Below are 23697 nucleotides of genomic sequence, written 5' to 3'. Positions count from 1 at the left end.
TGACATTTATTCCATATACTTAAAATCTCATATATAGGAAAGGAGCCACAACTTTGAAACATTATGTAGCAACAGGGTTAGCAATTACTTCCTTATTCATAATTACTGGATGTTCTAGCAACACCGAAACAGCACCCGTGAAGAAAGAAACGGTGCAATCTGAATCAAAAAATATAGAAACAGCAAATACGAGTCCGCAAGACTTCTATAAAGAAATTACATCTGGAAAAATCGAGCACATTCACGGAATTGGCTATGCAGGAAATATATCTGGGGTTTCTATCGCCACTCATAGCGGGATAAAAGTTTATCAAAATGGAAAATGGCTTGAAACTAAGACTGGATTACATGATTATATGGGGTTTCAGGCAACGAAGAACGGGTTCTTTGCCAGCGGTCATCCTGAACCAGGAGCAGATTTAAAAAATCCTTTAGGATTAATGAAAAGTTCTGATGGCGGTAATACACTTGAAAAGCTAGCGTTTTACGGAGAATCTGATTTTCATAACCTTGCTGTCGGATATAATACGGAAGCAATTTATTTATACAATGAGCGTCCAAATTCTAAATTACAACAAGGTTTTTATTTCAGTACGAACAACGGACAAGATTGGAAAAACAGTAAGTTAAAAGGTCTTTCAAGTACGATTCATTCCTTTTCAGTACATCCGGATCAATCTAGTGTAGTCGTGGTAAGTGCTAAAGACGGTGTATATTTATCTACGGATTATGGAAATAAGTTTGAACTATTCGCTAAATCACTTGAATCGACCGCAATTACATTAAGTAATGAAGATGTTATTTACGCCCCTATCAATAAGCAAATCGTAACGAAGAAAACAATTGCTACAAATGAGGAGACAAACATACAAATTCCAACTTTAGATCCTAAAGATACAATTATGTATATATCACAAAACCCTCAAAATCCAGCTGAAATCGTATTTGCTACAATGAAAGCAAATGTGTTCCTTTCTACCGATGAGGGTAAAACGTGGAAACAGATTACTAAAGAGGGAACATTACAATTAAATTAGAAAGGTGAATATGACGTGTTTTCAACAATTAGTGCATGGAGCTATCAACTCATGTCTCCTTTAATAGATGTCGCGAATGCTACGAAATCTGTACCTCTTTTATTTGCATTTTTATTAGGCATTGTAGGTACACTTGCTCCTTGCCAATTAACAGGAAACATTAGCGCTATTACACTTTATGGAAATCAATCTTTACAAAAGGGACATACCTGGAAACATATACTGTTATTCATTTTAGGAAAAGTAATAGCTTTTACGACACTTGGACTTTTAGTCTGGTTATTAGGAAAAGAAATTCAACAAACATTAACTTTGTATTTCCCATGGTTACGCAAACTGATCGGACCTTTATTAATAATAATAGGTCTAATATTATCAGATATTATAAGAGGAAGAAATTTCTTCTCTACCCTTTTCCCTATTAAATTTATTCGAAAACAAAATGAAGTCAGCTCATTTTTACTTGGTTTTTTCTTTTCTTTAGCTTTCTGTCCGACTATGTTTGTGCTATTTTTCGGAACGTTACTCCCTTTATCTTTACCCTATAATTACGGGTACTTGTTTCCTACATTCTTTTCGATAGGAACTGCTCTGCCTATCGTCGTATTAATGTCCATCATCTCCTATCTAGGATTAAATGGGGCACTACTTAAAAAGAGCCGAAAAATAGGAAAAAACATTCAACGTATAGCCGGTGTTCTCCTTATTTTAATCGGACTTTATGATACTGCTCTATATTGGTAATACATACAAAAAGGTAAGTTCAATTCATTTGAACTTACCTTTTTTAAAAATTATATTTAACTCTTCTACATGTCCTTTTGCTTCATCTCCCACTTTTTATACAGTAGTACTGCACCAAATAAAAATACTCCCGCAACAAATGAAGCTACTGGTAACATTTTTATCATTTCATCAGGAAATACGAGTGGCAATAATGGAAATGCATACGCTGCTGGAATACGTACTCCAACGATTTTTAATAAAATAACCATTAATATCATATTTAATAACGTGACTACAATCCATGAATCAATTGCAAAATACAATAAAGTTCCAACAGTTGCCGATGCAGTTAATACTAATATTTGTTTAAAAGCCATTTTTTCATTATACATCGGCTTTTGAAGTGATTCATACACAACAACTAATATTGGTGGAATAACTGCTAATTGTTCATAACCAGTTATCCAGCATAAACTGATCCATACGAAATTTAGTATTAGAAATACAGTCATATATTTATACTGTATTTGCACTTTTCGCTCAATACCGTTGTTCAATTTAAATATAAGAACACCTATCATTAAAATAAATGTTAAAGCAAATACCGCGATAACAAATGACCATTCCGTCGCATTTGTTACTAACGGTAATAAACCTGTCGCAATGGATGGTGCTAAATTGGATTGAATAACACATAAAAACAACATCATTAATATAAGTGTTAAGCTAACTTTTCCTATATAGGAAATATCCATTTGATTCACTGCAAAACCAATAACAGCTGTTATTGACGGTGCAATAAAGATTTTTTCTGGTTGTCTTAACCATCCTGGCTCGCGATACGCCCATAAAGCAATTGCCATCGCTGCTATTTCCGGCAAAATGACTTCCGGATCATTTAATAACACACCAGCTGTTACCATAGCTAAAATAAATAAAATAGCAATCGTATATGAGATGATTGTTTCTTTCTTTGAAATTACTGCATTCATTATTGCATACTCCTTTTTACTTATTACTTTCATAATGTAAAACAACAACTCTTTATACCCTACCATAGTATTGTATATTAGCATCTTTTCTATTTCAAGTATTAATATTCATTTACATCCTCTCTCATCCATACACATACAAAACAAAGCATTTTATAGACATTGACACTTATTAAAAGATAGGTTACAATAACTATACATTAGTAAGTAGCTAATGTAATTACATCTAACTAGAGGTGAAACAAATGAAAAACATTTTATTCCGTATTAACGAATTGTCAAAAAAAGAAAAAGCGAATGGATTAACAGTTGATGAAAAACAAGAACAACAAATGTTGCGCCAAAACTATACACAAACATTTCGTGGAAGCCTAGATTCCATTTTATTAAACACAAAAATTGTTGATCAAAATGGTCTTAACGTTACACCTGCTGCATTACAAGATGCTCAAATACGTTTAAAATTAAGCAAATGAGTTCCGCGCTAAAGAATTCTAATAAAACATAAAAAGAGCTGGATTTCCTATATAGAAATTCCAGCTCTTTTTATTGTCTTTTTTAATTTAGTAAACGAGCGATACATCGCAATTCTCCACGACACAATCATCGCAAATGCAAGTAAGAAAAACATGCCGCTTAACTCTGCCAAATCAATTGATTGGCTTAAATATGACTTTAATGCCACGCGTACAGCTAATAAGCCTACTAAAATAAATATGAATGCTTTTGACGGTTTCATAAATATATGTTCGCCTTTTATTTCGAACTTAGTTGTTTTAATAAGAAAAATAGAAAAGATAAGCCCTATACTAATTGCCTCAACTATTTCTAACGATGTTAATCGAAACTCTGGTAAAAAGTACATCGTTGCGCCTGTACTCATAAAAATTGGCGGCAATATAATTTTCTTTTTCGTTACCGGCTTTTTCGCTGCTTTAAAGCGCAGAAACATGACACCAACAGCCATACAAACCGCTAAAATACTTGATAAAAGTGCTATCATACTCTTCCCACTCCTATCTATTTAAAAGACTTTTTGAGCAAAATCATAAACCAAACGAGCCCGACACTTATAATAACATGACCTAATCCAGCCATATGGCTTAAACCGTAAAAGTCAGTTCCATTTACTTGTAGAAGACCTCTCCATAGCATTGTAGCAATAGTAAAGATTACTCCTACATTATAAACAACAAACCATGCACAAAAGCTCTTTGTTTCTTGTACATGAAACACTTTACATAAGGCTAAAGCAATTAAAAAGAATACAAAACCGAGCACTAATACATGTGTATGCACTAATTGCAACATTGTGGATCCTTTAATTCCTTGTGCTTTCGAATACTCTCTTGCAAATACACCTGATAATAAACCAATAATTAAGTAAATAAATGCCGCATTATATAATTTCTTCATTCTATTCCTCCTGTTGTAAACTTTCTATATTCGCTGCAATTATTTTAAGCAAAGTTTATGAACGGAGTATGAACAAAATATTACATTCAATTTTTGAAAATAAAAAAGCCATTCCACAAATAATAATTGTAGAATGGCTTTTCAATTTATTTTAAATCTTCTATTGAGAAAGCACCTGGCAGTAACTGCTCAACAGTCACTTCTTTTTCATCACCTTTTACATTCGTTAATAATACAGGCATTTTCGGATCACAGAATTCAGCAATTACTTGTCTACACGCACCACATGGTGAAATCGGTCCATCAGTTTCTCCTGTAATAACTAAGTAACTAAAATCGCGCTCACCTTCTGATACTGCTTTAAATATTGCTGTTCTTTCTGCACAGTTACATAAACCGTAAGAAGCATTTTCTATATTACAACCAGTATAGATTTTCCCTTCTTTCGTAACTAACGCTGCGCCAACAGGAAATTTAGAATACGGAATATACGCTTTCGATAACATCTTGTTTGCTTCTTCAATATATTTTTTCTTACCCATATTATTTCCCCCTCAAAGTAAACGAAATGATGATTAGTCAGTAATAACTGTATGAACTAATTTAGGAGCCACTGCTGTTTCAGCGATAGAGATGTTCTCATAAATTTTTGCTTTTACATCTTCTACATTTTCACGATTTGCGTAGATTGTTACGAATGGCTCGCCTTCTTTTACTGCATCGCCAACTTTTTTACGTAACATTAATCCTACTGCTAAATCGATTTCATCTTCCTTCGTTGCACGACCTGCACCAAGTAACATAGCTGCAATACCAATCTCATCTGCAACAATGTTAGAAATAACACCTGAAGTTTTTGCAGGTACATCAATTACATACTTCGCCTGTGGCATTTTTTCTGGATTGTCTACAATTGAGCTATCTCCGCCTTGATTGCTTAAGAACTCTTTAAACTTCTCAGTTGCTTTTCCGTTTTTCATCACTTCAATTAGCATTTCACGAGCTTCTTCTAACGTATTTGCTTTTTTCGCAAGTACGACCATTTGGCTACCTAATACAAGTACTAATTCTGTTAAATCTTCTGGACCTTCACCTTTTAACGTATCAATCGCTTCTTTTACTTCTAGAGCGTTACCAATCGCAAAACCAAGCGGTTGTGACATGTCTGAAATAACAGCCATAGTTTGACGTCCTACATTATTTCCGATACGTACCATTGCATGTGCTAATTCTTTTGCATCTTCTTCTGTTTTCATAAATGCACCAGCACCTGTTTTTACATCAAGTACGATTGCGTCAGCACCTGCTGCAATTTTTTTACTCATAATTGAACTTGCAATGAGAGGAATTGAGTTAACCGTTCCTGTTACATCGCGTAATGCATAAATCTTTTTATCTGCAGGTGTTAAGTTTCCTGTTTGTCCAATAACAGCTACTTTGTCACGGTTTACAATATCAATGAACTGCTCTTTCGTAATTTCAACGTGGAATCCTTCTACCGCTTCTAATTTATCAATTGTTCCGCCTGTATGTCCTAAACCACGACCAGACATTTTTGCTACTGGTACATCTAAAGCAGCTACTAATGGTCCTAATACTAATGTTGTCGTATCACCAACACCGCCAGTTGAATGTTTATCTACTTTAATTCCTTCAATTGCTGACAAGTCGATCGTTTCACCAGACTCAACCATCGCCATCGTTAAATCTGCACGTTCGCGATCTGTCATATCTTTAAAGAAGATTGCCATTGCAAGCGCACTCACTTGATAATCAGGAATACTTCCGTCTGTATATCCATTAATAAAGAATTTGATTTCTTCAGTCGTTAATTCTTTGCCGTCACGTTTTTTTGCAATAATATCTACCATTCTCATTACAATCACCATTCCTTTTTATATGATACGAATCTATTAAAATAATAAGCCAACGATTGTTGCTGATAAGAAACTTACTAATGTTGCACCAAATAGTAATTTCAAACCAAATCTTGCGACTACATTCCCTTGCTTTTCATTTAAGCTCTTAACCGCCCCTGCAATAATCCCAATTGAAGAGAAGTTTGCAAATGAAACTAAGAATACAGATATAATCGCTGTCGTTCTATCTGAGAAATTAAAGTTTCCTTGTGCTAAATCTGTCATAGCGACAAATTCATTCGATACTAATTTTGTTGCCATAATATTTCCGGCATTAACTGCTTCATGCCAAGGTACACCCATAATAAATGCAAATGGTGCAAATGCATAACCAAGAATTTCTTGGAATGAAATACCGATTACACCTTTAAATACTGCATTAATGAATGCGATAAGAGCAACGAAACCGACTAACATAGCTGCTACTGTAATCGCAACTTTAAATCCATCAATAATGTATTCCCCTAATACTTCAAAGAAAGTCTTTTTCTCTTCTTCTTGTACTTCTAACATATCTTCTTCCTCAGTAACTTCATACGGGTTAATGATAGAAGCAATGATGAAGCCACCGAATAAGTTAAGCACTAAAGCGGTTACAACATATTGCGGTTTTAATAACACCATATATGATCCGACGATAGACATTGAAACGGTAGACATTGCAGATGCACATAATGTATACATTCTTTTCTCTGGCAATAACCCTAATTGTTTCTTAACTGAAATAAACACTTCAGATTGTCCTAAAATCGCAGAAGCAACTGCATTATATGATTCTAGTTTCCCCATTCCATTTACTTTACTTAATGCTAGACCGATAGATTTCACAATAATAGGTAATACTTTAATGTGTTGCAAAATACCTATTAAAGCTGATATAAATACGATTGGCATTAATACACTTAAAAAGAACGAAAACTCTTTTTGATTTACTAATCCACCAAATACGAAATTCACACCATCAGCGGCATATTTTAATAACTCTCCAAAACCATCTGCTATTCCGCTAATTAATATATTCCCTACACTTGTATTTAATAATAAAAACCCCAAAATAAATTGTAATATAACCATCGTTATGATTGGGCGATATTTGACTTTCTTTCTATTATTACTAGCAAGCCAAGCGATACCTAAAATCAATACGAGGCCAAAAATACCAATTAAGTATTTCATAAGCCGTCTCCTCCCATTCGTATCCGCTTACATTTTTTCAATTATTAAAGCAATAGATACACTTTACTTTGTGTATCTATTGCTCTTCACTTCATTAATGATTAGTAGTTATCTGTAGCACCTTTTGCATCATTTAATACGATTGCAACACTAGCACTTGCTCCAACGCGAGAAGCTCCAGCAGCTACCATTTTGTCTGCATCTTCACGTGTACGAACACCGCCAGATGCTTTTACACCAACGTTTGGTCCTACTGTTTTACGCATTAATGCGATATCTTCAGCAGTTGCTCCGCCAGTTGAGAATCCAGTTGAAGTTTTTACGAAGTCAGCACCAGCTTTTACTGATAATTCACAAGCGCGTACTTTCTCTTCATCTGTTAATAGGCAAGTTTCAATGATTACTTTTACAAGAGCTTTTCCTTTTGCTGCTTGTACTACTTCATAAATATCTTTTTCAACAAGTTCGTTGTCGCCATCTTTTAAAGCGCCTACGTTGATTACCATATCAACTTCAGTTGCACCTTTTGCGATAGCATCTTTTGTTTCAAATGCTTTTGTTTCAGTCGTGCTTGCTCCTAATGGGAAACCGATTACAGTACAAACGTCTACATCATGTCCAGCTAGTTCATCAGCCGCTAATTTTACCCATGTTGGGTTAATACAAACAGAAGCGAATTTATATTCCTTTGCTTCTTCGATTACTTTCATAACATCTTCTCTAGTAGTATTAGCTTTTAAAATTGTATGGTCAATTAACTTTGCAATGTTCATTATCTTCACTCCTCATATCTTTTAACAACTTCATTCTAACTCTTAGTTGAACAAATGTAAATACACTTTTGAAATTTTGTTCATTCTTTTTTAAAAGGAATCATCTTGTAGTAAATAAAGCGCATTCTAACAAAGAACATTTCAGATATATAATCAAAATTTTTATGTTAACAATGGTAGTATGTATCTCCATATCCATAATTATTTTTAAAAAGGCAATTTGTGTTCAAAAAAACTCCTATCATTCATACATAACAAAATAAAAGGCATTCTCAAAATTAACATCTTGAGAACGCCTTTTATTTCTAATCTTTTTGATAATGTAATAATTCTTTCGCTGTATGCTGATCGATAATTAATACATTTGCATACCCGCCACGTAACGCACCATCAATTGCTTTTATTTTTCTATTACCACCTGCAACTAAAATAGAACGTTTCTTTAATTTCAGTTCTTCTAACTCAATTCCAATGGTCCGCTTATTAATTTCTTCACTACTAATATTTCCGTCCCCATCAAAGAATCGTGAACAAATGTCACCGACCGATTGTTTTTTGAGTAAACTCGTTTCATCCTTATCGAAATAACCTAATCGGAATAATAGCGCTTCGTCTCGAACTGTTCCTACAGTGAAAATTGCAATATTCGCTTGTTTCCCCATTTCGATAATGTGATGAATATGTCGATCCTGCTCTACTAATTCTTTCGTCACTGCATTATCAAATATAACTGGAAGGGGGAGATTTCTTGGCGTCGTTTGAAAAGCATCTGCAAATAAAGCGATTGTTTCATTCGCATATGTATTTACACTCGAATGACTAATACCACCTTTTAACTGAACAACCTCTACCCCTTTTACATGTTGCGGTACGATTTTTCTAGCGATTTCATACATCGTCATTCCCCAGCTTACACCAACAATATCACCGTTTTTAACCGTCTTTTCCATATACTCAGCTGCATATTTGCTAATATACTCTGTAATCGTTGCATATTCCGGAACTGGAGAAAATACAACATGTGCCTCTAATAAGTTATACTTTTCTTTCAGTAAATTCCCGACGTTATCTAAATCCGCAAATGGATCAGCGATGCTAATTTGAACAAACCCTTTTTCTTTCGCGTACTTTAACAATCTAGAAATTGTTGGTCTTGAAATATTTAATTTGTTAGCAATTTCTTGCTGACTATAATCTGATTGATAATATAATCTTGCAACTTCAACGCTTAATTGTTGTTTATCTTTTTCCATAGTAACTCATTACAAATCCCTTCCTGTATTTCCCTTTCGTTACAAGCATTATACAGCTTTATGCAAAAAAATTCGACTACCGAATTTTATCTATCTGAACTTCTACTACACTTAATATATAATGAAAACTTATTGTGTAGATTTACAAACTCAATATAGATACGCTTGAAACATGTAAATCAATTAACATTTAATTCACATTTTTTCTGTAGTAACGATAACAAAGCCGTTCAATAAGAAACATGAAACATCATCTAAAAACTATTCAAATACCCCTTATAAACAGAAGTTACTATTTATAAGGGGTATTTACTCAATTTAATTTTATAAAAATTGGATGGAAACAATGCAAGTTCTCACTTATTTAGAATAAGTGAAAAGATGATGTTTTATTTGTTCAATAAAATAATGATGGTGTATATTATCGTTAGATACTCGACTTGCCATAATAGCCCCCTCCATTGCAGAGGCAAGAAAGGAAGCGAGTGATATAACCTCTATATCTTCTTTAAATTCTTGTTTCTCTATTCCTTCTTTTATGAGAGAAGCCATTAACATTACTGTATCATCATAACCTTTTGCTGCTGCTTTTTGTAATTCTGGAAATACTCCAGTACTTTCGATTGCGCTATTAAGTAATGGACAGCCTCCAGCAATAGGAGGATTATTAGCTGCATCTTGATATACAAGGAAAATTGCAAGGATTTTATCAATTGCTGTCTTTTTATTTTCCATTGCTTTATGAAAATGACTCCACATAATCTCACCACTTTTGTCGTAGGCAGCAAGGACAATTTCTTCTTTACTTTTGAATCTACGATAAATAGATCCTTTAGGTAGTTCAGTAGCTGTCATTATATCCTGAATGGATGTGCGAGTTATCCCATTAGTATTAAATAAATATAAAGATGTTTCAATAATTTTTTCTTTAACCTTATCAACTTTAGTCATGCTTTGTAATCCTCCTAATGAAAACGATCCTAATATTCTAGGTAATGTTTACCCTCTATTTTCTTAATTTTTTTGTAAGTATAAATAAGTTTGGAACAGAAATATCTTATCAATCCCTATCTTATGGAAACCTCAAAGAATACAGTTTGAAAAGAAGTTAATCAAATTGTATTACCTACATAAATTAAGTGAATTTTCCGTTAAAACAACATGACCAATTGTTTAATTCAGTCATATTATACAACTAATTTTATCTAAAATCGTAGAGGTGTAAAAATATATAGTTAATTTTAATGTATAGACATATGATTATTATATATAATTTTTATCAATATGTTTAGCTAAAGTGTTTGAACTACTCCCACTTTCACTTCATTCTATAAAAGATTAACCATTAATGATTACTGGAATTAAATTGTAACAAAGCAACTAAAATATAAATATATTTGCTTTTTTCCATTTTGATTTTGTTAATACTTTATAAAAAGGGTTTAAAAAACTAGAAACTTGTAGTATCATTAGATTTCGATTCGGACCGAACCGTCCGGTTTATAATCTTATATAAATATATTTAGAAGGAGAGCGTTATGCAGAAAGAAAAATCAAAAATTATAGGTAATTTAATTATGGGGGCAATACAGTGAACTTTATAAAAATGAATAAAAAAGAAATCATTATGCTAATAATCTTTACACTGTTTGTACCATTTCAAATTGGCTTGTACATATTATTTGGCATATCACTTTTAGCTAATGTCAATTTAGTTGAATCAGAATTTGTTCTTAGTGCCATCGGTTTTACTGTACCTGCTATTGTAGGAATCATTTGCTTTAGGAAAGAAATTATTGAAAGTTTTACTTATTTTAAAGAGAAGACAATTTTGAAAATAGTAAGTATTCCTATGGTAGTTTTATTTACGTTAATTGTGGAACAATGTGTTATGCATTTTCTAGCAACTGGTCAACCAGAGAACCAAGAGCAGCTCCTTGAAACGGGTGCAGAGGTACCTCTTGTATTTACATTGCTTGTATTTGGTATTCTGGGTCCAACACTTGAAGAAATTGTGTTTCGCCACATATTAATAAATCGTTTTTCTTACCATATTGGTACTGCTATTGCATCTATCATTTCGATTATGATTTTTACACTTCTTCATACGAACCAACTTGCGGATATTGCTATTTATTTACCTGGATCGTTGATACTTACTGCGGCTTATCTTATTTCTAAAAGATCCATTGCATATGTTATAGCGATACACATGTTAAACAATTGCCTTGCTTTCATTCTGTAAGAAACTAGACTTGTTTCTGATGCCAAAAATATTCTATGTTTCTATCAAGCATTTTTGGCACCAGAACTACTTTTTCTATGACATAAGAAAGCTAATCAAAAATTATAAAATATTAGGAGAGTGTCAGTCATGATTGTAACAACAACTTCTGGAATTCAAGGTAAAGAGATTATTGAGTATATTGATATTGTAAATGGTGAAGCTATTATGGGTGCAAATATTGTCCGCGATGTATTCGCTTCCGTTCGTGATGTTGTCGGTGGCCGTGTTGGTGCTTATGAAAGTAAACTAAAAGACGCTCGTGATATTGCAATGGGCGAAATGAAAGAACTTGCAAAAGAAAAGGGTGCGAACGCTATCGTTGGTATTGACGTAGATTACGAAGTTGTTCGTGATGGAATGTTAATGGTTGCTGTCAGTGGTACAGCTGTACGTATATAAGTAAATAAAAAAACGGTTCCTCTTGGAATTTATACTTTGAGGGGAAATCCTGATTCTGTTGCAGATTTTAAAGAATAAAACGAGAAATAATCAACTTTTTTATTTCTCGTTTTATCTACATATTTATTTTTGGAAAAACAATCTAACTCCAAATACTAATAATACGGCGCCTGTAATACCCTCTATTGTACGGTTCACTCTTTCTTTTCTTAAAAAAGTTCTTAATTGACGTATGAGTGAGATGTAAAGTAAATACCATATTGCTGTCAAAGTCGTAAATGTGAGTCCTAACAAAAGAAATTGGAAGAAATGATTTTGATTACTCACAATAAATTGGGGTAAAAAACTAAGGAAAAATACAGCGGTTTTTGGATTTAAAATTGCCGTAGTAAATCCTTGTCTAAAGCTTTTAATTGCCCCAATATCCTTAGAGTCCATTTCTGCTGAACCTGACATATCTTCTTTTTTATGTAAGGCACTTTTAATTGACTTTACAGCTAAATAAATTAAATAAACAGCCCCAGCATATTTTATAAATGTAAATAACATAGCAAATTTCATTAAGATAGCAGAAAGTCCTAACGTAGCCATTATTGTATGAATCATCATTCCAGATATCGTTCCTAAAACAGTCTTTATCCCGCCATTTTTACCATGCGAGATAGTATTTTTTGTAACTAGCGCAAAACCAGGACCAGGCATGATTATGATTAACATTGCTGTAAGGATAAATAACAAATAATTTTCCATGTTGTAGTATTTCCTCTCCAATTTTTAGTTTTGCTTACAGTATAGCTTTTTTCATTAAAACATTACATATAAAAGACTTGATCAGAAATTTATTTAGGTTATTCGTATCAATTTGATTAACTATTACCCAATAGCCACATTGATAAAACACATGACAAACTTATATATAATTGCAAGCTCAACTCTCACAAAAAACAGGATAAAAAATAAACAGCAGAACTAGTCCACTGTTTACTTTGCCACACCTTCATGTAATTTTTCTGTATAATCCTTTACATCTTTCCAGCTATCTTTCGCTGTATGTAAATCTTCTTTTATAAACGTAAACTCTTCCGGACTAATTCCTTTTACGTTTTGTAATAAATTATTATACTTTGCACCTACTGTATACCATTGATTTGATATGTTTTGTAGTGCTGTAATTGCTGCATCAATTGTTTCTGTCATGTTTGTTGTTTTATTTTTTACATCAGTCAAAATTACGACTTCTGCTTGTGCTCCTGAAATTCTATCTTTTAAATTGGCGATTTCTCTTTCTGCATTTGCGATATCTTTTTTCGCAACCGCAATCATCGGCCCGCCAGCAAGACATGTTATTAGAACTACGCAAAGTACGCCACCAGCAATGACCATATCATTACTCTTTTTAATCGAATCGTTATATGTATTTATTTGTTGCTCTAGAGCTGGAATACCAGCATTCGTACTTGCCAATATCGCTGTTAACTGATTTGTATCCTCTTTGAAACTATTTGTATCTTTCGCCATTCTATCGCGAAAAGCTTTCAAATTTCCTAATAATCCATCTACCTCATTTTGATTCTTTACAATATCCGCATACAACTTTTCTAAATCCGCTTTTAATTTTCCACTATCCTTTTGATCAATCGCTATTAACATGTCATTATAATACGATTGAAAAGTATTATTGTAATTTATAATATTTTGATCTGTTTTCATAATTTGAGGCTTCATATTATTTAACCAATATGCTGCATTAATTTTTGCATCTCTTTGATGCTGAATCATATTCCCTTTAAATTCACTATTAATCAAACTTATTTTACTTAAATCCGTCTCTTGTTGATTTTGAATTAATTTTGCATATGAATCCATTGCAAATATGCTTGATGTCGTTTGTGCCATTACATCTTGGAATCCTGCTGGTCCAAGAGAATAGTTTTTCACATTTTCTTGTAGCACCGTTACATTTTGTTCTGCTGCAAAAGGATGTAAAGGAAATGCGTTACTCGTTGCCACCCCAGCAATCATTACCGCTAAAAGACATTTTTTATAAAATCGTTTCTGCATATTTTTCACCTATTCTCTTTATAAGGATATCAAAAGCTCCTGCTCACAACTGAACAGGAGCTTCAAATCATTCATCAACACTTAACGCCCTAACGATTCGTATTCGATTATGCTTTTTTCGTATCTACTACTTTAATATCTTCAGCATAAATCTTTTCTGCATAGTCTTTAATGTTTTTCCAGCTATCTTTCGCAATGTTTAAATCTTCTTTAATGAAAACAAGATCGTTTGGACTAATTGAATCCACATTTTGAAGTAAAGAATTGTATTTTGATCCCATTGTATACCATTGGTTTGAAATGTTTTGCAACGCTGTAATTGCAGTATCAATCGTATTTGTTAAATACTCAGTTTGTGTTTTAATGTTCGTTAACCCAGCTACTTCTAATTGAGCAGTTGTAATTTGTCCAGTTATTTTTTGAATTTCAGCTTGTGCATTGTCAAGTTCTTTCTTCGCTAATACGATACCAGCTGTACCACCGCCTACAGCTGCTGCACCACCTGCAATTAATGCGACTCCTAGCGGTGTTCCTGCGCCCGTAGCAATAACTACTGCACCACCAATAATTGCAATTGGTCCTAGAGCTGTCGCAACAGATGAACCGATAATAATTGCATTATATTTACTAATTGCTTCATTGTACGTTGTAATTTGATTTTGCAGAAGTGGAATCCCTGCATCTTGACTAGCTAATATAGATGTAATTTGATTTGCATCACCCTTGAAGTTTTGCGTATCCGACGTCATTTTATTTCGGAATTTTTTCAAGTCTTCTACTAACTGATCCACTTGCGCTTTATTTTCATTAATACTACTTGATAATCTAGTTAGGCCTTTCGTAAGAGTCGCTTTATCTTTTGCATCTACCGCAGCAACTAAAGTATCATAATAGTTTTGGAATTTTGTATTGTAGTTAATGATGTTTTGATTCGTTGAAATAAGCTGTGGCTTTAATACATCTAACCATTGCTTAGCATTTCCTCTAGCTGTATCTTGGTGCTGAATCACTTTTCCTTTTAAAGCTGCATCAACAGTCGATACATTTCCAAAGTTAACATTACCTTGTTTAATAATTGTTAAAGCATACAGATCCATTACTAAAGCATTTGAACCTGTTCTTTCCATTGCATCTTTCAAGCCTTCTGGTCCTAATGAATATTCTTCATAGTCATTATAAGCTTTTGCTACCGCATGAACTGGAGCTTGTTTCACTGTACTTTCAGCTGCATACGTATGAGCCGGCATAATATTTCCTGCTGCAAATACTGCCATAAGTGCTGATAGAGCCATTACTTTATATGGTTTTTTTGTCATTTTTCTTCTCTCCCTATATCGCTAATTATTTTTCTATTTAATGTACTTCAACGTTTGTAACGTAATCTTCAAATTGATTTGTTTGCTTATTCATTTCATCACTTACTTTTTTAATTTGATTAAAATGTTTTTGAAGTAAACTACTGTCTGTATACGTGCCTTCTTCAACATTTGTTTGAATTTGAATCATATTATTATTTAAAACTTTCCAATCCGTTAATAACGTTTCTAAAGTTGTAATTTGACGATCAATTAATTCTGTAAAGCTATTTACTTGATCTTCAACGAATGTAATTTGAGTCGCCTCTGCTTCAGTTTGTGATAACTTTTGAATAAGTGGCAATAACTCTTTTTGCTTTTGCTGAATGCGAAAAGCTGCTTCTCTCGTTTGACTATCTGCAGCATTTACAATTTCATTACTTAAAGTACCGATAGAAACAAAATCGATTGTTTTCGTTTGTGCAGTTTGATTTGTGATTGTAAATACTTGTTTACCGATATTAATAGAACCTTTAATTATTTCTTGAGGTCTATTCAAAATAGTAGTTAGTTCAGCTTGAATTTCCCCTTGAATTCTTTTAATATCTTCTCTTAATTTCACAATATCTCCACTTGATCCTTGCAGTGTTTTTATTGCTTCATCGGCTTTAATTGATAAGTTGTTACTATCTTTGTCTAATACTGTTTTAAATCGATTTAACTCTAATAAATCTTGCTCCATACTCTCTTGGATGCTCTGTACTTGCAATTGTAATTTTCCATATGCACTCATAAAATCTGTTTTTGCTTGCTGATCTTCATTTACATTTCCTGCTAGTTCATAGAGCTTACTATAATAACTATTGAATCTAGTGCTGTATCTCATCATCTCTTGATTTAAGTCAATTAGCTTCGGATTATATTCATCAATCCACTCTCGTACATTCGCCTTTGCAAACTTTTGATGATTCGTTAAGCTACTCATCGCATTTACCTTAATGTCTGGCTGTTGCAAAATAATTAATCCGTATGCTTGAATAAGCGGTGATTGTGATCCTAACATTCTAATTGAATTGGATAATGTATTTGGAGCAATTACATTTTGCGCATATACTGTTTTCACTTCCGTTTGCCCCTCCTTAGCGTAAGCGCTTACAGGAATGAAGCAACTCGTAGATACCGCTGTAACCAATAACCCTGTAATTAAAGTCTTTTTCACTTTAACTCCTCCTATGTATTAGCAACTATTACTATCGCATTTTATTATTCTATTTTCTTGCCCATAATTTGAGATGGTTAAAATAGAGAACGTTCTCAACGTGATCTATGTATGAACCACCTCTCTCGTATTGCTACAGTACTTACTTATCGTCACAAAACATTTCATTATTTTTCATATGTGTTTAGTATGAATAATATTGTATAAATTTTCTATTTCATCGAAATTCCCACATTCACACAGTGAATATATTACATAAAAATATTATTCATTTTAAACTAAACAACATACGTAAATATGAAATTTCATTTTGTTTTCATATAAGTTTTGTACTGTAAGGTCATTTAAACACAGCTGTTTATATATCGTAAAGAAGTATTTTCATTCCCTTTATTTTCAAGCTTTCATGTCCTTATTTCAAAATATAATCCGATTCACTTTATCGATTGAAATATCTACATATCACAACAGAAAACACTACTTTCAAATAACCAATGAAGTTATATTAGTATAATTTTTAACCCCATATGCAATTATGCATAGCATATACACAAAAAGGATAGCTTCATTTTCGCGAAGCTATCCTTAAAAAATTTTCTTATTTTTTCAAATGATATGGAACTGTCGTAATAACAACATTTCTTTTATAAAGTAAATACGCACGTATAAGTAAACTGGATTGATTATGAAGAATGTTATGCCAACCTTTTTTCGGAATGAACTGTGGTATAACGACCGTAACACGGTAATTCGATTCACTTGCCTTATATTGCACTGTATCGATAAACTTCGTTAGCGGCTGAATAATACTTCTATAATGAGAATGTAATGTAACAAGCCTTACTTCAGGTTGCCACTTCTTCCATTTCTCCTCAAATTTCTTTTCCTCTTCTCTGTCAAAAGCAACATATACTGCGATAACTTGATCTGCCGAAAGCGATTTCGCATAGTTCAATGAATTTTCTACTACATGCGTCATACCTGCTACAGGAACGACAATTACATTCCCCTCAATTGGAATAAGAGGCTCGCAAGTTTTTAAACTTAATTGATCACCCACTGCATCATAATGCTTCTTAATTCGATGGAATAAGAAGATAATAACTGGTAAGAAAATAAGAATCGACCAAACTTGTGCAAATTTAGTTAAAAAGAACATGCTCATTACGATAAAACTAATAACTGCACCAATTAAATTAACCGTTAATCTTAAAGCCCATCCTTCAGGCTTTTCGCGAAGCCATTTTAATACCATCCCTGTTTGAGAAAGTGTAAATGGAATAAATACACCTACTGCATATAGTGGAATTAAATGTTCTGTTTGCCCTTGGAAAGCTACAATTAAAATAATCGAAGCAACTCCAAGTATAATAATACCGTTTGAGTAACCTAGGCGGTCTCCTCTAATCGTAAACATTCTCGGTATGAATTTATCTTTTGCAAGGTTAACCGCTAATAAAGGAAATGCAGAATAACCTGTATTAGCAGCAAGAATTAATATTAAAGCTGTTGTACCTTGTATGAAATAGTACATGAAATTACGTCCAAATGTTTGTTCAGCAATTTGAGAAACAACTGTTACTTCTTTACTCGGAGTCACTCCGTAATAATAAGCTAAAAATACAATTCCTGAAAATAACACAGCAAGTAATGCACCCATTGCAAGCAATGTTTTTGCAGCATTGTTTGGCGCAGGATCTTTAAAGTTCGGAATTGCATTTGAAATTGCTTCAACACCTGTTAAAGCAGAACTACCTGATGCAAATGCTCTTAGTAATAAAAATAAACTAATCCCTGCAACTGGTGTACCAATTGGCGCATGTAAAGTGGGTGAAACATGACCAGTTAAAATATTATATATGCCCACACCAATTAATATAAATAGTGCTAAAACGAATAAATAAACAGGATATGCTAAAACGGAAGCTGATTCCGTTACTCCCCTTAAATTTAATATCGTAATTAATATAACAAATATAACCGCAATAATTACGTTGTGTGCATGTAAGCTAGGAAACGCAGACGTAATTGCATCTGTACCAGCGGACACACTTACCGCAACAGTTAAAATATAGTCAACTAATAAAGATCCTCCAGCAATTAAGCCTGGATTCATCCCTAAATTTTCTTTTGATACAACATACGCTCCCCCGCCATGCGGATAAGCAAAAATAATTTGACGATAAGATAAAATAAGGGCTGTCAATAATACTAATACCCCAACAGCGATCGGAATGGAATACCAATAAGCGATCGCTCCAACACCTGCTAAAGCAATTAAAATTTGCTCTGGACCGTAAGCAACTGATGACAATGCGTCAGAAGATAAAATAGCTAAAGCTTTCGTTTTATTAAGCTTTTGTTCTCCAAGCTCCGTTGATTTTAACGGTCTTCCAATTAAAAATCTTTTAATAGATGAAACCAATGCTGTCCACTCTCCAATAATTTTGTACGAACTTTTCTGCTTGTTGCAGCCAGTAAACTATTTACTCAGAAAACAAAAAATGTCTACAAGCCATAGCGAAATAGACTTGTAGACATTATTTTTTTTGTCGCACAAGCTCCACCTTCCTTCTCAATATAACGCTTACGAGGTTAGCTGTCGGATTCGGGCCTATGAGTAGCCCTACCTTTTTTAAGGATTCACCCCATCGGATTATGTACTAATCCGTAAAAACGGGTCCCCCGTACCATGCGGTTTCAGCGATTTAGAAAATTGAAACTGTGGATTATAATACTCCTTTATTTTCAAAAAGTAAACAAAAATTTTTAATAAGAAAAAAATTAAAATGATTGTGCATAATCCACTGAGAAATATACATAATGAATACTAAAAAATCCGCAAAGGAGACCCCTATGTCTAAAGAAAAGAAGCCTATTTTTTCCGATTCATATTTAGATGCAGTAGCAAATGAAATTAATCAGTTATATGGTAAACGTGAACAGGAAATAAATTTGACAGATAGAACGAAAAGAAATAAATAATTTGTCATACAAAAAAATAAAAAAGATAGCAATACACTTATATATTGCTATCTTTTTTATTTTTTCATACATCTAATTCTATTACAGATCTGTTAAAGGTCATCTCTTCATACACCTTTAAATTTTGATATATAGTGCCTAATAATGGTGCCGCTATAGAAAATTGCTCTGCTACATCCAGTAAATATCCTTGCAAGTGCTTCCCTTCAATAAACGAACCCTTCTCCATATCACGTTGCATCGATGACTTCATATCATACGAAATTTTATCAATTGTTTTCATATGTTCCTGGGCAATATTAACCTTTATTGGAGCTCCTAATACTTTCATAATTTGTACAGATTCCTCAAATACATTACGGATAAAATCACGGCCGCCTTCACTTTCACGAATTGGTCCAATTGGTGCACGCATTAACGTTGTCACACCGGACATTACAGTAATAAATAAATATTTATGCCACATATCTTGCGTGATATTTTCACTTAAAACAAAACTAGATTTCGTACCTGCAAATGCTTTAGAAATATGCTTTACTCTCTCTGAATTTTGAGACTTAATTTCTCCAAACACAAGTCTGTTGGCAGCGCTAGTTTGTACAATTTCTCCTTGATCGTTTAACGTCGTCTCGATAAAGCATAAACCGCCAAGTACTTTTTCTTCGCCGAATTCTTTTTGTAATAGCGATAAATGAGCGATACCATTTAACAATGGAATGATTACAGTATTTTCGCCAACAAACGGCTTCAAATCTTGAATTGCCTCGTTTAAGTGATACGCTTTTGTTGAAAATAAAATGACATCAAATGGAGAAGTTCTCTCTTCTTTCGTTATTAAATTCGGTTGGAAAGAGAAATCCCCGTTAACACTTCGGATTACAAGTCCTCTTTCCTCTAATTGTTTTTTCCGTTTACTACGAACAAGAAATGTAACATCTTCTCCCTTTTCGACTAATCTGCCACCAAAAAATCCTCCGACTCCACCAGCGCCTAATACTAAAATCCGCATACAGCATCCCCCTTTTCAAAATACAATTTTATAACTTTTAGTATACATAACATTATACATGTCCTCTGCTAAATAAGCTGAATTTTCACTCTCAATCGAGTATAAAACAGTGGTTATTTTCAAATAAATTTGGGCATGTTGTTTCTATAGCATATATGGAAAGGAAACAATGTAGATGGAGGCAATACAAGCAATTGAGGAAAAAGATGTAGCAACAGCTATATTTCAATTTATATTCCCGTTTTCGTTTAAAGCTGGATATGAACAAAATATGTTCCCTTTCTTACAAAAAAACGATTTCCGTCCTTTTCGGCTCGATCATCTCTATGATGAAAATACATATTATGGGGAGTTTAAAGTTTCACATCAAAATATGGAAGCATACTATCTTTCATTTACAAATAAAATTCTCTTTCCTCACTCAGAGCATCAAAAGGGCTTGCAACGTTATTCAAAGGACCTTAACTTAACTGGACATTTAACAACAAACCTTATTTCAATCCCATTCAAGATACACTCTATTGATGTAACACTTTGTCCTTATGAACTTGGCTTCTTAACAATTCGAACAGAAGTAAACACTGCTCCAAGCATGACTTTATCTGAAGCAATCGAATTCGCTGCTCGCTTCCGTGTACTTGAAACTAAAAATGATACAAATGAGACTATTTGTATTGAATGTAACGGAAAAAAGTATTCCCAAGTTGAAAAATTCATTTTTGGTTATTTATTTCATGGCGTAACTGATTTCTTTGAAAAGAAGAGATTAAGAAGTTCATACTTTCAAACCTTCCCATTCTTCGAAGACCAAAGAATGTACGTCCAAACTTTATTGTCACTAAAAGAAGGTATGGAACTTAATGAAGTGGATGTTTATCGTACTTCTAGTCTTTCCGGATTAACAAGTGATGGTAAGCCATATGTGAGTGCAAATAACCTTCCTTACATTCATGACTATTTAAAAAAACACGCTTACCAGAGATGGGCTCCAAATCGTTATTTCATAATGGAAGAACATATTTTTACATGTGTAACAAATGAAGGAGAACGCGAAATCGCTAAACTTGCTAGTCAAATGTATGGAGAATTTTATTACGCTTTATTATTAAACCTATTCCATAAAATTGTTTTATTAAAAATGGCAAACGCCTATGCTGAGCTAAACATTGAAAAAGATACTAATGAAATAGAGAAATTAATTTATTCGATCAATTCGTTCACTGCTAATTATTTTTCTTTAGAATTAGTATCCCAATCACAAAGTGAAGATATTTTCTTCCGCTTAAGAAAACTTTTTAATATTGAGGTTCTATACTCGAACGCGAAACAAAATCTTGATAGTTTGTTTAAATATCAAGAAAATGTCGCCTCTAAAAAAGATAGCCTTTTATTATTAATTTTAACGCTCTACTCTGTAGTGGGCCAAATGTTAGGGTTTACTATGATTGACCTTTTAAGAAACACCGATTCAAACAAAATATCGTCACCTCTTGAATTTTTCGCTCTATTAATCGCGATTAGCGGCATTGTCATTTCACTTATTTTAGGAGCCCAAAGTTTATACCAATGGGGTTTACAGCATAAACGAAGAAAAGCTTGGGTAAAACAAACTGTACTTTCTGCCGTTAAAGAGAAAGAAGATAAAAATTAAAGAAAGTTATTTTCAAATTCTTGGTGCGCTGCAGTAAGTGAAATTTTTATCAGCGATTTTCCGATTATATCGGCGCAACTCGAAATATATCAGCGATTTTTAAGATATATCAGCGCAACTCAAAATATATCAGCGATTTTCAAGATATATCGACTTACCGACAAAAACCGACAAATGACAGAACCGTATAATAAAAAAAGGGTGCTCCAAAATAAAACTTGGAGTACCCCTTTTTATTATACGAATTCAATTTATTTCCCTGCTTCGATTTGCTCTAATGCAGTAGCTACTTGCTCTTCCGTTAATTCATGTTGTATTACGTAGCGGTTACGTGGACTTACACGACATTCATGAGAACATGCACGTAAATATTTCGCTTCGTTTTCTTCAGAACATAAAATTTTCTTATTACATTCTGGATTTGAACAGTTTACATAGCGCTCACAAGGTTCACCTGTAAAGTGGTCTTTACCAACGATAACATGTTCTTTTTGGTTTACTGGTACAGCGATACGCTCATCGAACACGTAACATTGTCCATCCCAAAGCTCACCTTGTACTTCTGGGTCTTTTCCGTACGTTACAATTCCGCCGTGAAGCTGACTTACATCTTCATAGCCTTCACGAACTAACCAACCAGAAAACTTCTCACAACGAATTCCGCCTGTACAATAAGTTAAAATCTTTTTACCTTCAAGTACTTCTTTGTTTTCACGAATCCAATCTGGTAATTCACGGAAGGATTCGATATCAGGTTTAATCGCACCTTTGAAGTGACCTAAATCAAATTCATAATCATTTCGTGCATCAATGATAACTGTATCTTCTTGTTTCATTGCTTCATAAAAATCTTTTGGCTCTAAATACTTCCCAGTTATTTCGTGCGGGTTAATGTCATCTTCTAGACGAAGTGTAACTAACTCTGGACGAGGACGCACGTGCATTTTCTTGAATGCATGACCATCAGCTTCATCTATTTTAAATACGATACCGTCAAAACGTGGATCATTGTTCATTGCTTCCATGTATTTCTCTGTTTGTTCTACAGTTCCAGAACAAGTTCCGTTAATACCTTCTTTTGCTACAAGAATTCTTCCTTTTAATTCAAGTGAATTACAAAATGCTAAATGCTCTGCCGCGAATTCTTCTGGGTTTTCAATTGTTGTGTACATGTAATATAGTAATACTCTGTATGGTTTTGTAGTTGCCAATGTATTTCTACCACCTATCTAATTTTTTAAATCATGTATAAGTTAACGTTCATATCAAAACATATATAATAAGAAAATGAATCCCATTTTCTTTTCTTTATACTATTTTCTATCAGTTAACAAAAATAAAAAACAAGATTACACACCAAAACACTATGGTTATGTTGTAATCCCAATATATTATATATCATACAAATGCAATTCCATCAATTAATATGCTGTATTATCGGCTTTATGTTCACATAAATTTCAAAAACAGCCCTTTAATTCACTATGTTTCCCCACGTC

The 23697-nt window shown here is 33.3% G+C and carries 23 protein-coding genes and 1 riboswitch; of the genes, 7 read left to right on the top strand and 16 right to left on the bottom strand.

What is annotated here, in order from left to right:
* The first annotated feature begins 53 nt into the window (after positions 1-53).
* Positions 54-1037 (top strand): F510_1955 family glycosylhydrolase, encoded by a 984-nt coding sequence (locus DN407_RS09055; RefSeq protein WP_098567671.1) that lies wholly within the window; start codon positions 54-56, stop codon positions 1035-1037.
* 15 nt (positions 1038-1052) lie between these two features.
* Positions 1053-1781: an urease accessory protein UreH domain-containing protein gene (locus DN407_RS09050; RefSeq protein WP_238143103.1), complete on the top strand. Its 729-nt coding sequence runs from the start codon at positions 1053-1055 to the stop codon at positions 1779-1781.
* Between the two features lie 65 nt (positions 1782-1846).
* On the opposite strand, the gene DN407_RS09045 is transcribed toward DN407_RS09050, so the two are convergent.
* The gene (locus tag DN407_RS09045; protein WP_000994720.1) at positions 1847-2755 is read right to left on the bottom strand and encodes an HPP family protein; all 909 of its coding nucleotides are present in this window, start codon (positions 2753-2755) and stop codon (positions 1847-1849) included.
* A 245-nt stretch (positions 2756-3000) separates the two neighbouring features.
* Between DN407_RS09045 and DN407_RS09040 the strand changes: the two genes are divergently transcribed.
* The gene (locus DN407_RS09040; RefSeq protein ID WP_000789773.1) at positions 3001-3231 is read left to right on the top strand and encodes a DUF896 domain-containing protein; all 231 of its coding nucleotides are present in this window, start codon (positions 3001-3003) and stop codon (positions 3229-3231) included.
* Positions 3232-3278: 47 nt separating this feature from the next.
* Here the strand turns inward: DN407_RS09040 and DN407_RS09035 are convergent, their stop codons facing one another.
* From DN407_RS09035 to DN407_RS09000, 8 genes are all read right to left on the bottom strand, one after another.
* Positions 3279-3758 carry a CcdC family protein gene (locus DN407_RS09035; protein WP_000561046.1) on the bottom strand — a complete coding sequence of 160 codons (480 nt, stop codon included), beginning with the start codon at positions 3756-3758 and terminating at the stop codon, positions 3279-3281.
* Between the two features lie 17 nt (positions 3759-3775).
* Positions 3776-4171, bottom strand: coding sequence for a DUF2871 domain-containing protein (locus tag DN407_RS09030; protein WP_000737863.1), 396 nt, complete (start codon positions 4169-4171; stop codon positions 3776-3778).
* Positions 4172-4317: 146 nt separating this feature from the next.
* Positions 4318-4713 (bottom strand): cytidine deaminase, encoded by a 396-nt coding sequence (locus DN407_RS09025; RefSeq protein WP_000516778.1) that lies wholly within the window; start codon positions 4711-4713, stop codon positions 4318-4320.
* A 33-nt stretch (positions 4714-4746) separates the two neighbouring features.
* A complete protein-coding gene (locus DN407_RS09020; protein ID WP_001983022.1) occupies positions 4747-6048 on the bottom strand; it encodes a pyrimidine-nucleoside phosphorylase in 1302 nt (433 codons plus the stop codon).
* A 36-nt stretch (positions 6049-6084) separates the two neighbouring features.
* A complete protein-coding gene (locus DN407_RS09015; protein WP_000876171.1) occupies positions 6085-7266 on the bottom strand; it encodes a NupC/NupG family nucleoside CNT transporter in 1182 nt (393 codons plus the stop codon).
* 101 nt (positions 7267-7367) lie between these two features.
* The gene (deoC, locus tag DN407_RS09010; RefSeq protein ID WP_001017452.1) at positions 7368-8039 is read right to left on the bottom strand and encodes a deoxyribose-phosphate aldolase; all 672 of its coding nucleotides are present in this window, start codon (positions 8037-8039) and stop codon (positions 7368-7370) included.
* 305 nt (positions 8040-8344) lie between these two features.
* Positions 8345-9292, bottom strand: a complete 948-nt coding sequence (locus tag DN407_RS09005; RefSeq protein WP_000409782.1) for a DNA-binding transcriptional repressor DeoR — start codon at positions 9290-9292, stop codon at positions 8345-8347.
* Between the two features lie 360 nt (positions 9293-9652).
* Positions 9653-10243: a TetR/AcrR family transcriptional regulator gene (locus DN407_RS09000; protein WP_000169647.1), complete on the bottom strand. Its 591-nt coding sequence runs from the start codon at positions 10241-10243 to the stop codon at positions 9653-9655.
* Positions 10244-10883: 640 nt separating this feature from the next.
* On the opposite strand from DN407_RS09000, the gene DN407_RS08995 reads away from it, so the two are divergent.
* Positions 10884-11537 carry a CPBP family intramembrane glutamic endopeptidase gene (locus DN407_RS08995; RefSeq protein ID WP_001009295.1) on the top strand — a complete coding sequence of 218 codons (654 nt, stop codon included), beginning with the start codon at positions 10884-10886 and terminating at the stop codon, positions 11535-11537.
* Between the two features lie 129 nt (positions 11538-11666).
* Positions 11667-11978, top strand: coding sequence for a heavy metal-binding domain-containing protein (locus DN407_RS08990; protein ID WP_000637518.1), 312 nt, complete (start codon positions 11667-11669; stop codon positions 11976-11978).
* 123 nt (positions 11979-12101) lie between these two features.
* Here DN407_RS08990 and DN407_RS08985 read toward each other — a convergent pair whose 3' ends face one another.
* The 5 genes from DN407_RS08985 to DN407_RS08965 all read right to left on the bottom strand — a co-directional run bounded on the left by DN407_RS08985 (position 12102) and on the right by DN407_RS08965 (position 18978).
* Positions 12102-12728 (bottom strand): LysE family translocator, encoded by a 627-nt coding sequence (locus DN407_RS08985; protein ID WP_000432986.1) that lies wholly within the window; start codon positions 12726-12728, stop codon positions 12102-12104.
* Positions 12729-12959: 231 nt separating this feature from the next.
* Entirely contained in the window at positions 12960-14039 is a 1080-nt protein-coding gene (nheC, locus tag DN407_RS08980; RefSeq protein ID WP_149216182.1) for a non-hemolytic enterotoxin subunit C, read from the bottom strand.
* Positions 14040-14146: 107 nt separating this feature from the next.
* On the bottom strand, positions 14147-15355 hold the full coding sequence (gene nheB / locus DN407_RS08975; RefSeq protein ID WP_000162975.1) for a non-hemolytic enterotoxin NHE subunit B: 1209 nt from the start codon (positions 15353-15355) through the stop codon (positions 14147-14149).
* A gap of 37 nt (positions 15356-15392) precedes the next feature.
* A complete protein-coding gene (gene nheA / locus DN407_RS08970) occupies positions 15393-16553 on the bottom strand; it encodes a non-hemolytic enterotoxin NHE subunit A (protein ID WP_000751832.1) in 1161 nt (386 codons plus the stop codon).
* Between the two features lie 598 nt (positions 16554-17151).
* Entirely contained in the window at positions 17152-18978 is a 1827-nt protein-coding gene (locus DN407_RS08965; protein ID WP_000254887.1) for an APC family permease, read from the bottom strand.
* A gap of 144 nt (positions 18979-19122) precedes the next feature.
* Positions 19123-19269: riboswitch (cyclic di-AMP (ydaO/yuaA leader) on the bottom strand.
* A gap of 140 nt (positions 19270-19409) precedes the next feature.
* On the opposite strand from DN407_RS08965, the gene DN407_RS32055 reads away from it, so the two are divergent.
* On the top strand, positions 19410-19538 hold the full coding sequence (locus DN407_RS32055) for a hypothetical protein (protein ID WP_000031873.1): 129 nt from the start codon (positions 19410-19412) through the stop codon (positions 19536-19538).
* Between the two features lie 64 nt (positions 19539-19602).
* Here the strand turns inward: DN407_RS32055 and panE are convergent, their stop codons facing one another.
* On the bottom strand, positions 19603-20547 hold the full coding sequence (gene panE / locus DN407_RS08960; protein ID WP_001221910.1) for a 2-dehydropantoate 2-reductase: 945 nt from the start codon (positions 20545-20547) through the stop codon (positions 19603-19605).
* Positions 20548-20722: 175 nt separating this feature from the next.
* Between panE and DN407_RS08955 the strand changes: the two genes are divergently transcribed.
* A complete protein-coding gene (locus DN407_RS08955) occupies positions 20723-22198 on the top strand; it encodes a hypothetical protein (protein WP_097999014.1) in 1476 nt (491 codons plus the stop codon).
* Between the two features lie 251 nt (positions 22199-22449).
* Here DN407_RS08955 and trhO read toward each other — a convergent pair whose 3' ends face one another.
* Positions 22450-23409 carry an oxygen-dependent tRNA uridine(34) hydroxylase TrhO gene (gene trhO / locus DN407_RS08950; RefSeq protein ID WP_000246215.1) on the bottom strand — a complete coding sequence of 320 codons (960 nt, stop codon included), beginning with the start codon at positions 23407-23409 and terminating at the stop codon, positions 22450-22452.
* Positions 23410-23697: the final 288 nt, after the last annotated feature.

Origin of the sequence: Bacillus sp. JAS24-2 (assembly GCF_008274905.1) — a bacterium.
In the GTDB taxonomy this organism is placed as follows: Bacteria; Bacillota; Bacilli; order Bacillales; family Bacillaceae_G; genus Bacillus_A; species Bacillus_A cereus.
This window is presented reverse-complemented; position numbering and strand designations above follow the sequence as displayed.

Bases quoted from the DNA above. Each gene is read 5' to 3' on its own strand.
- DN407_RS08955 (WP_097999014.1), top strand. From the start codon at position 20,723: ATGGAGGCAATACAAGCAATTGAGGAAAAAGATGTAGCAACAGCTATA.
- DN407_RS09015 (WP_000876171.1), bottom strand. From the start codon at position 7,266: ATGAAATACTTAATTGGTATTTTTGGCCTCGTATTGATTTTAGGTATC.
- nheB (WP_000162975.1), bottom strand. From the start codon at position 15,355: ATGACAAAAAAACCATATAAAGTAATGGCTCTATCAGCACTTATGGCA.
- DN407_RS09020 (WP_001983022.1), bottom strand. From the start codon at position 6,048: ATGAGAATGGTAGATATTATTGCAAAAAAACGTGACGGCAAAGAATTA.
- panE (WP_001221910.1), bottom strand. From the start codon at position 20,547: ATGCGGATTTTAGTATTAGGCGCTGGTGGAGTCGGAGGATTTTTTGGT.
- DN407_RS09025 (WP_000516778.1), bottom strand. From the start codon at position 4,713: ATGGGTAAGAAAAAATATATTGAAGAAGCAAACAAGATGTTATCGAAA.
- DN407_RS09045 (WP_000994720.1), bottom strand. From the start codon at position 2,755: ATGAATGCAGTAATTTCAAAGAAAGAAACAATCATCTCATATACGATT.
- nheC (WP_149216182.1), bottom strand. From the start codon at position 14,039: ATGCAGAAACGATTTTATAAAAAATGTCTTTTAGCGGTAATGATTGCT.
- DN407_RS08990 (WP_000637518.1), top strand. From the start codon at position 11,667: ATGATTGTAACAACAACTTCTGGAATTCAAGGTAAAGAGATTATTGAG.
- DN407_RS09035 (WP_000561046.1), bottom strand. From the start codon at position 3,758: ATGATAGCACTTTTATCAAGTATTTTAGCGGTTTGTATGGCTGTTGGT.
- DN407_RS32055 (WP_000031873.1), top strand. From the start codon at position 19,410: ATGTCTAAAGAAAAGAAGCCTATTTTTTCCGATTCATATTTAGATGCA.
- DN407_RS09040 (WP_000789773.1), top strand. From the start codon at position 3,001: ATGAAAAACATTTTATTCCGTATTAACGAATTGTCAAAAAAAGAAAAA.
- DN407_RS09005 (WP_000409782.1), bottom strand. From the start codon at position 9,292: ATGGAAAAAGATAAACAACAATTAAGCGTTGAAGTTGCAAGATTATAT.
- DN407_RS08985 (WP_000432986.1), bottom strand. From the start codon at position 12,728: ATGGAAAATTATTTGTTATTTATCCTTACAGCAATGTTAATCATAATC.
- deoC (WP_001017452.1), bottom strand. From the start codon at position 8,039: ATGAACATTGCAAAGTTAATTGACCATACAATTTTAAAAGCTAATACT.
- DN407_RS09030 (WP_000737863.1), bottom strand. From the start codon at position 4,171: ATGAAGAAATTATATAATGCGGCATTTATTTACTTAATTATTGGTTTA.
- DN407_RS09000 (WP_000169647.1), bottom strand. From the start codon at position 10,243: ATGACTAAAGTTGATAAGGTTAAAGAAAAAATTATTGAAACATCTTTA.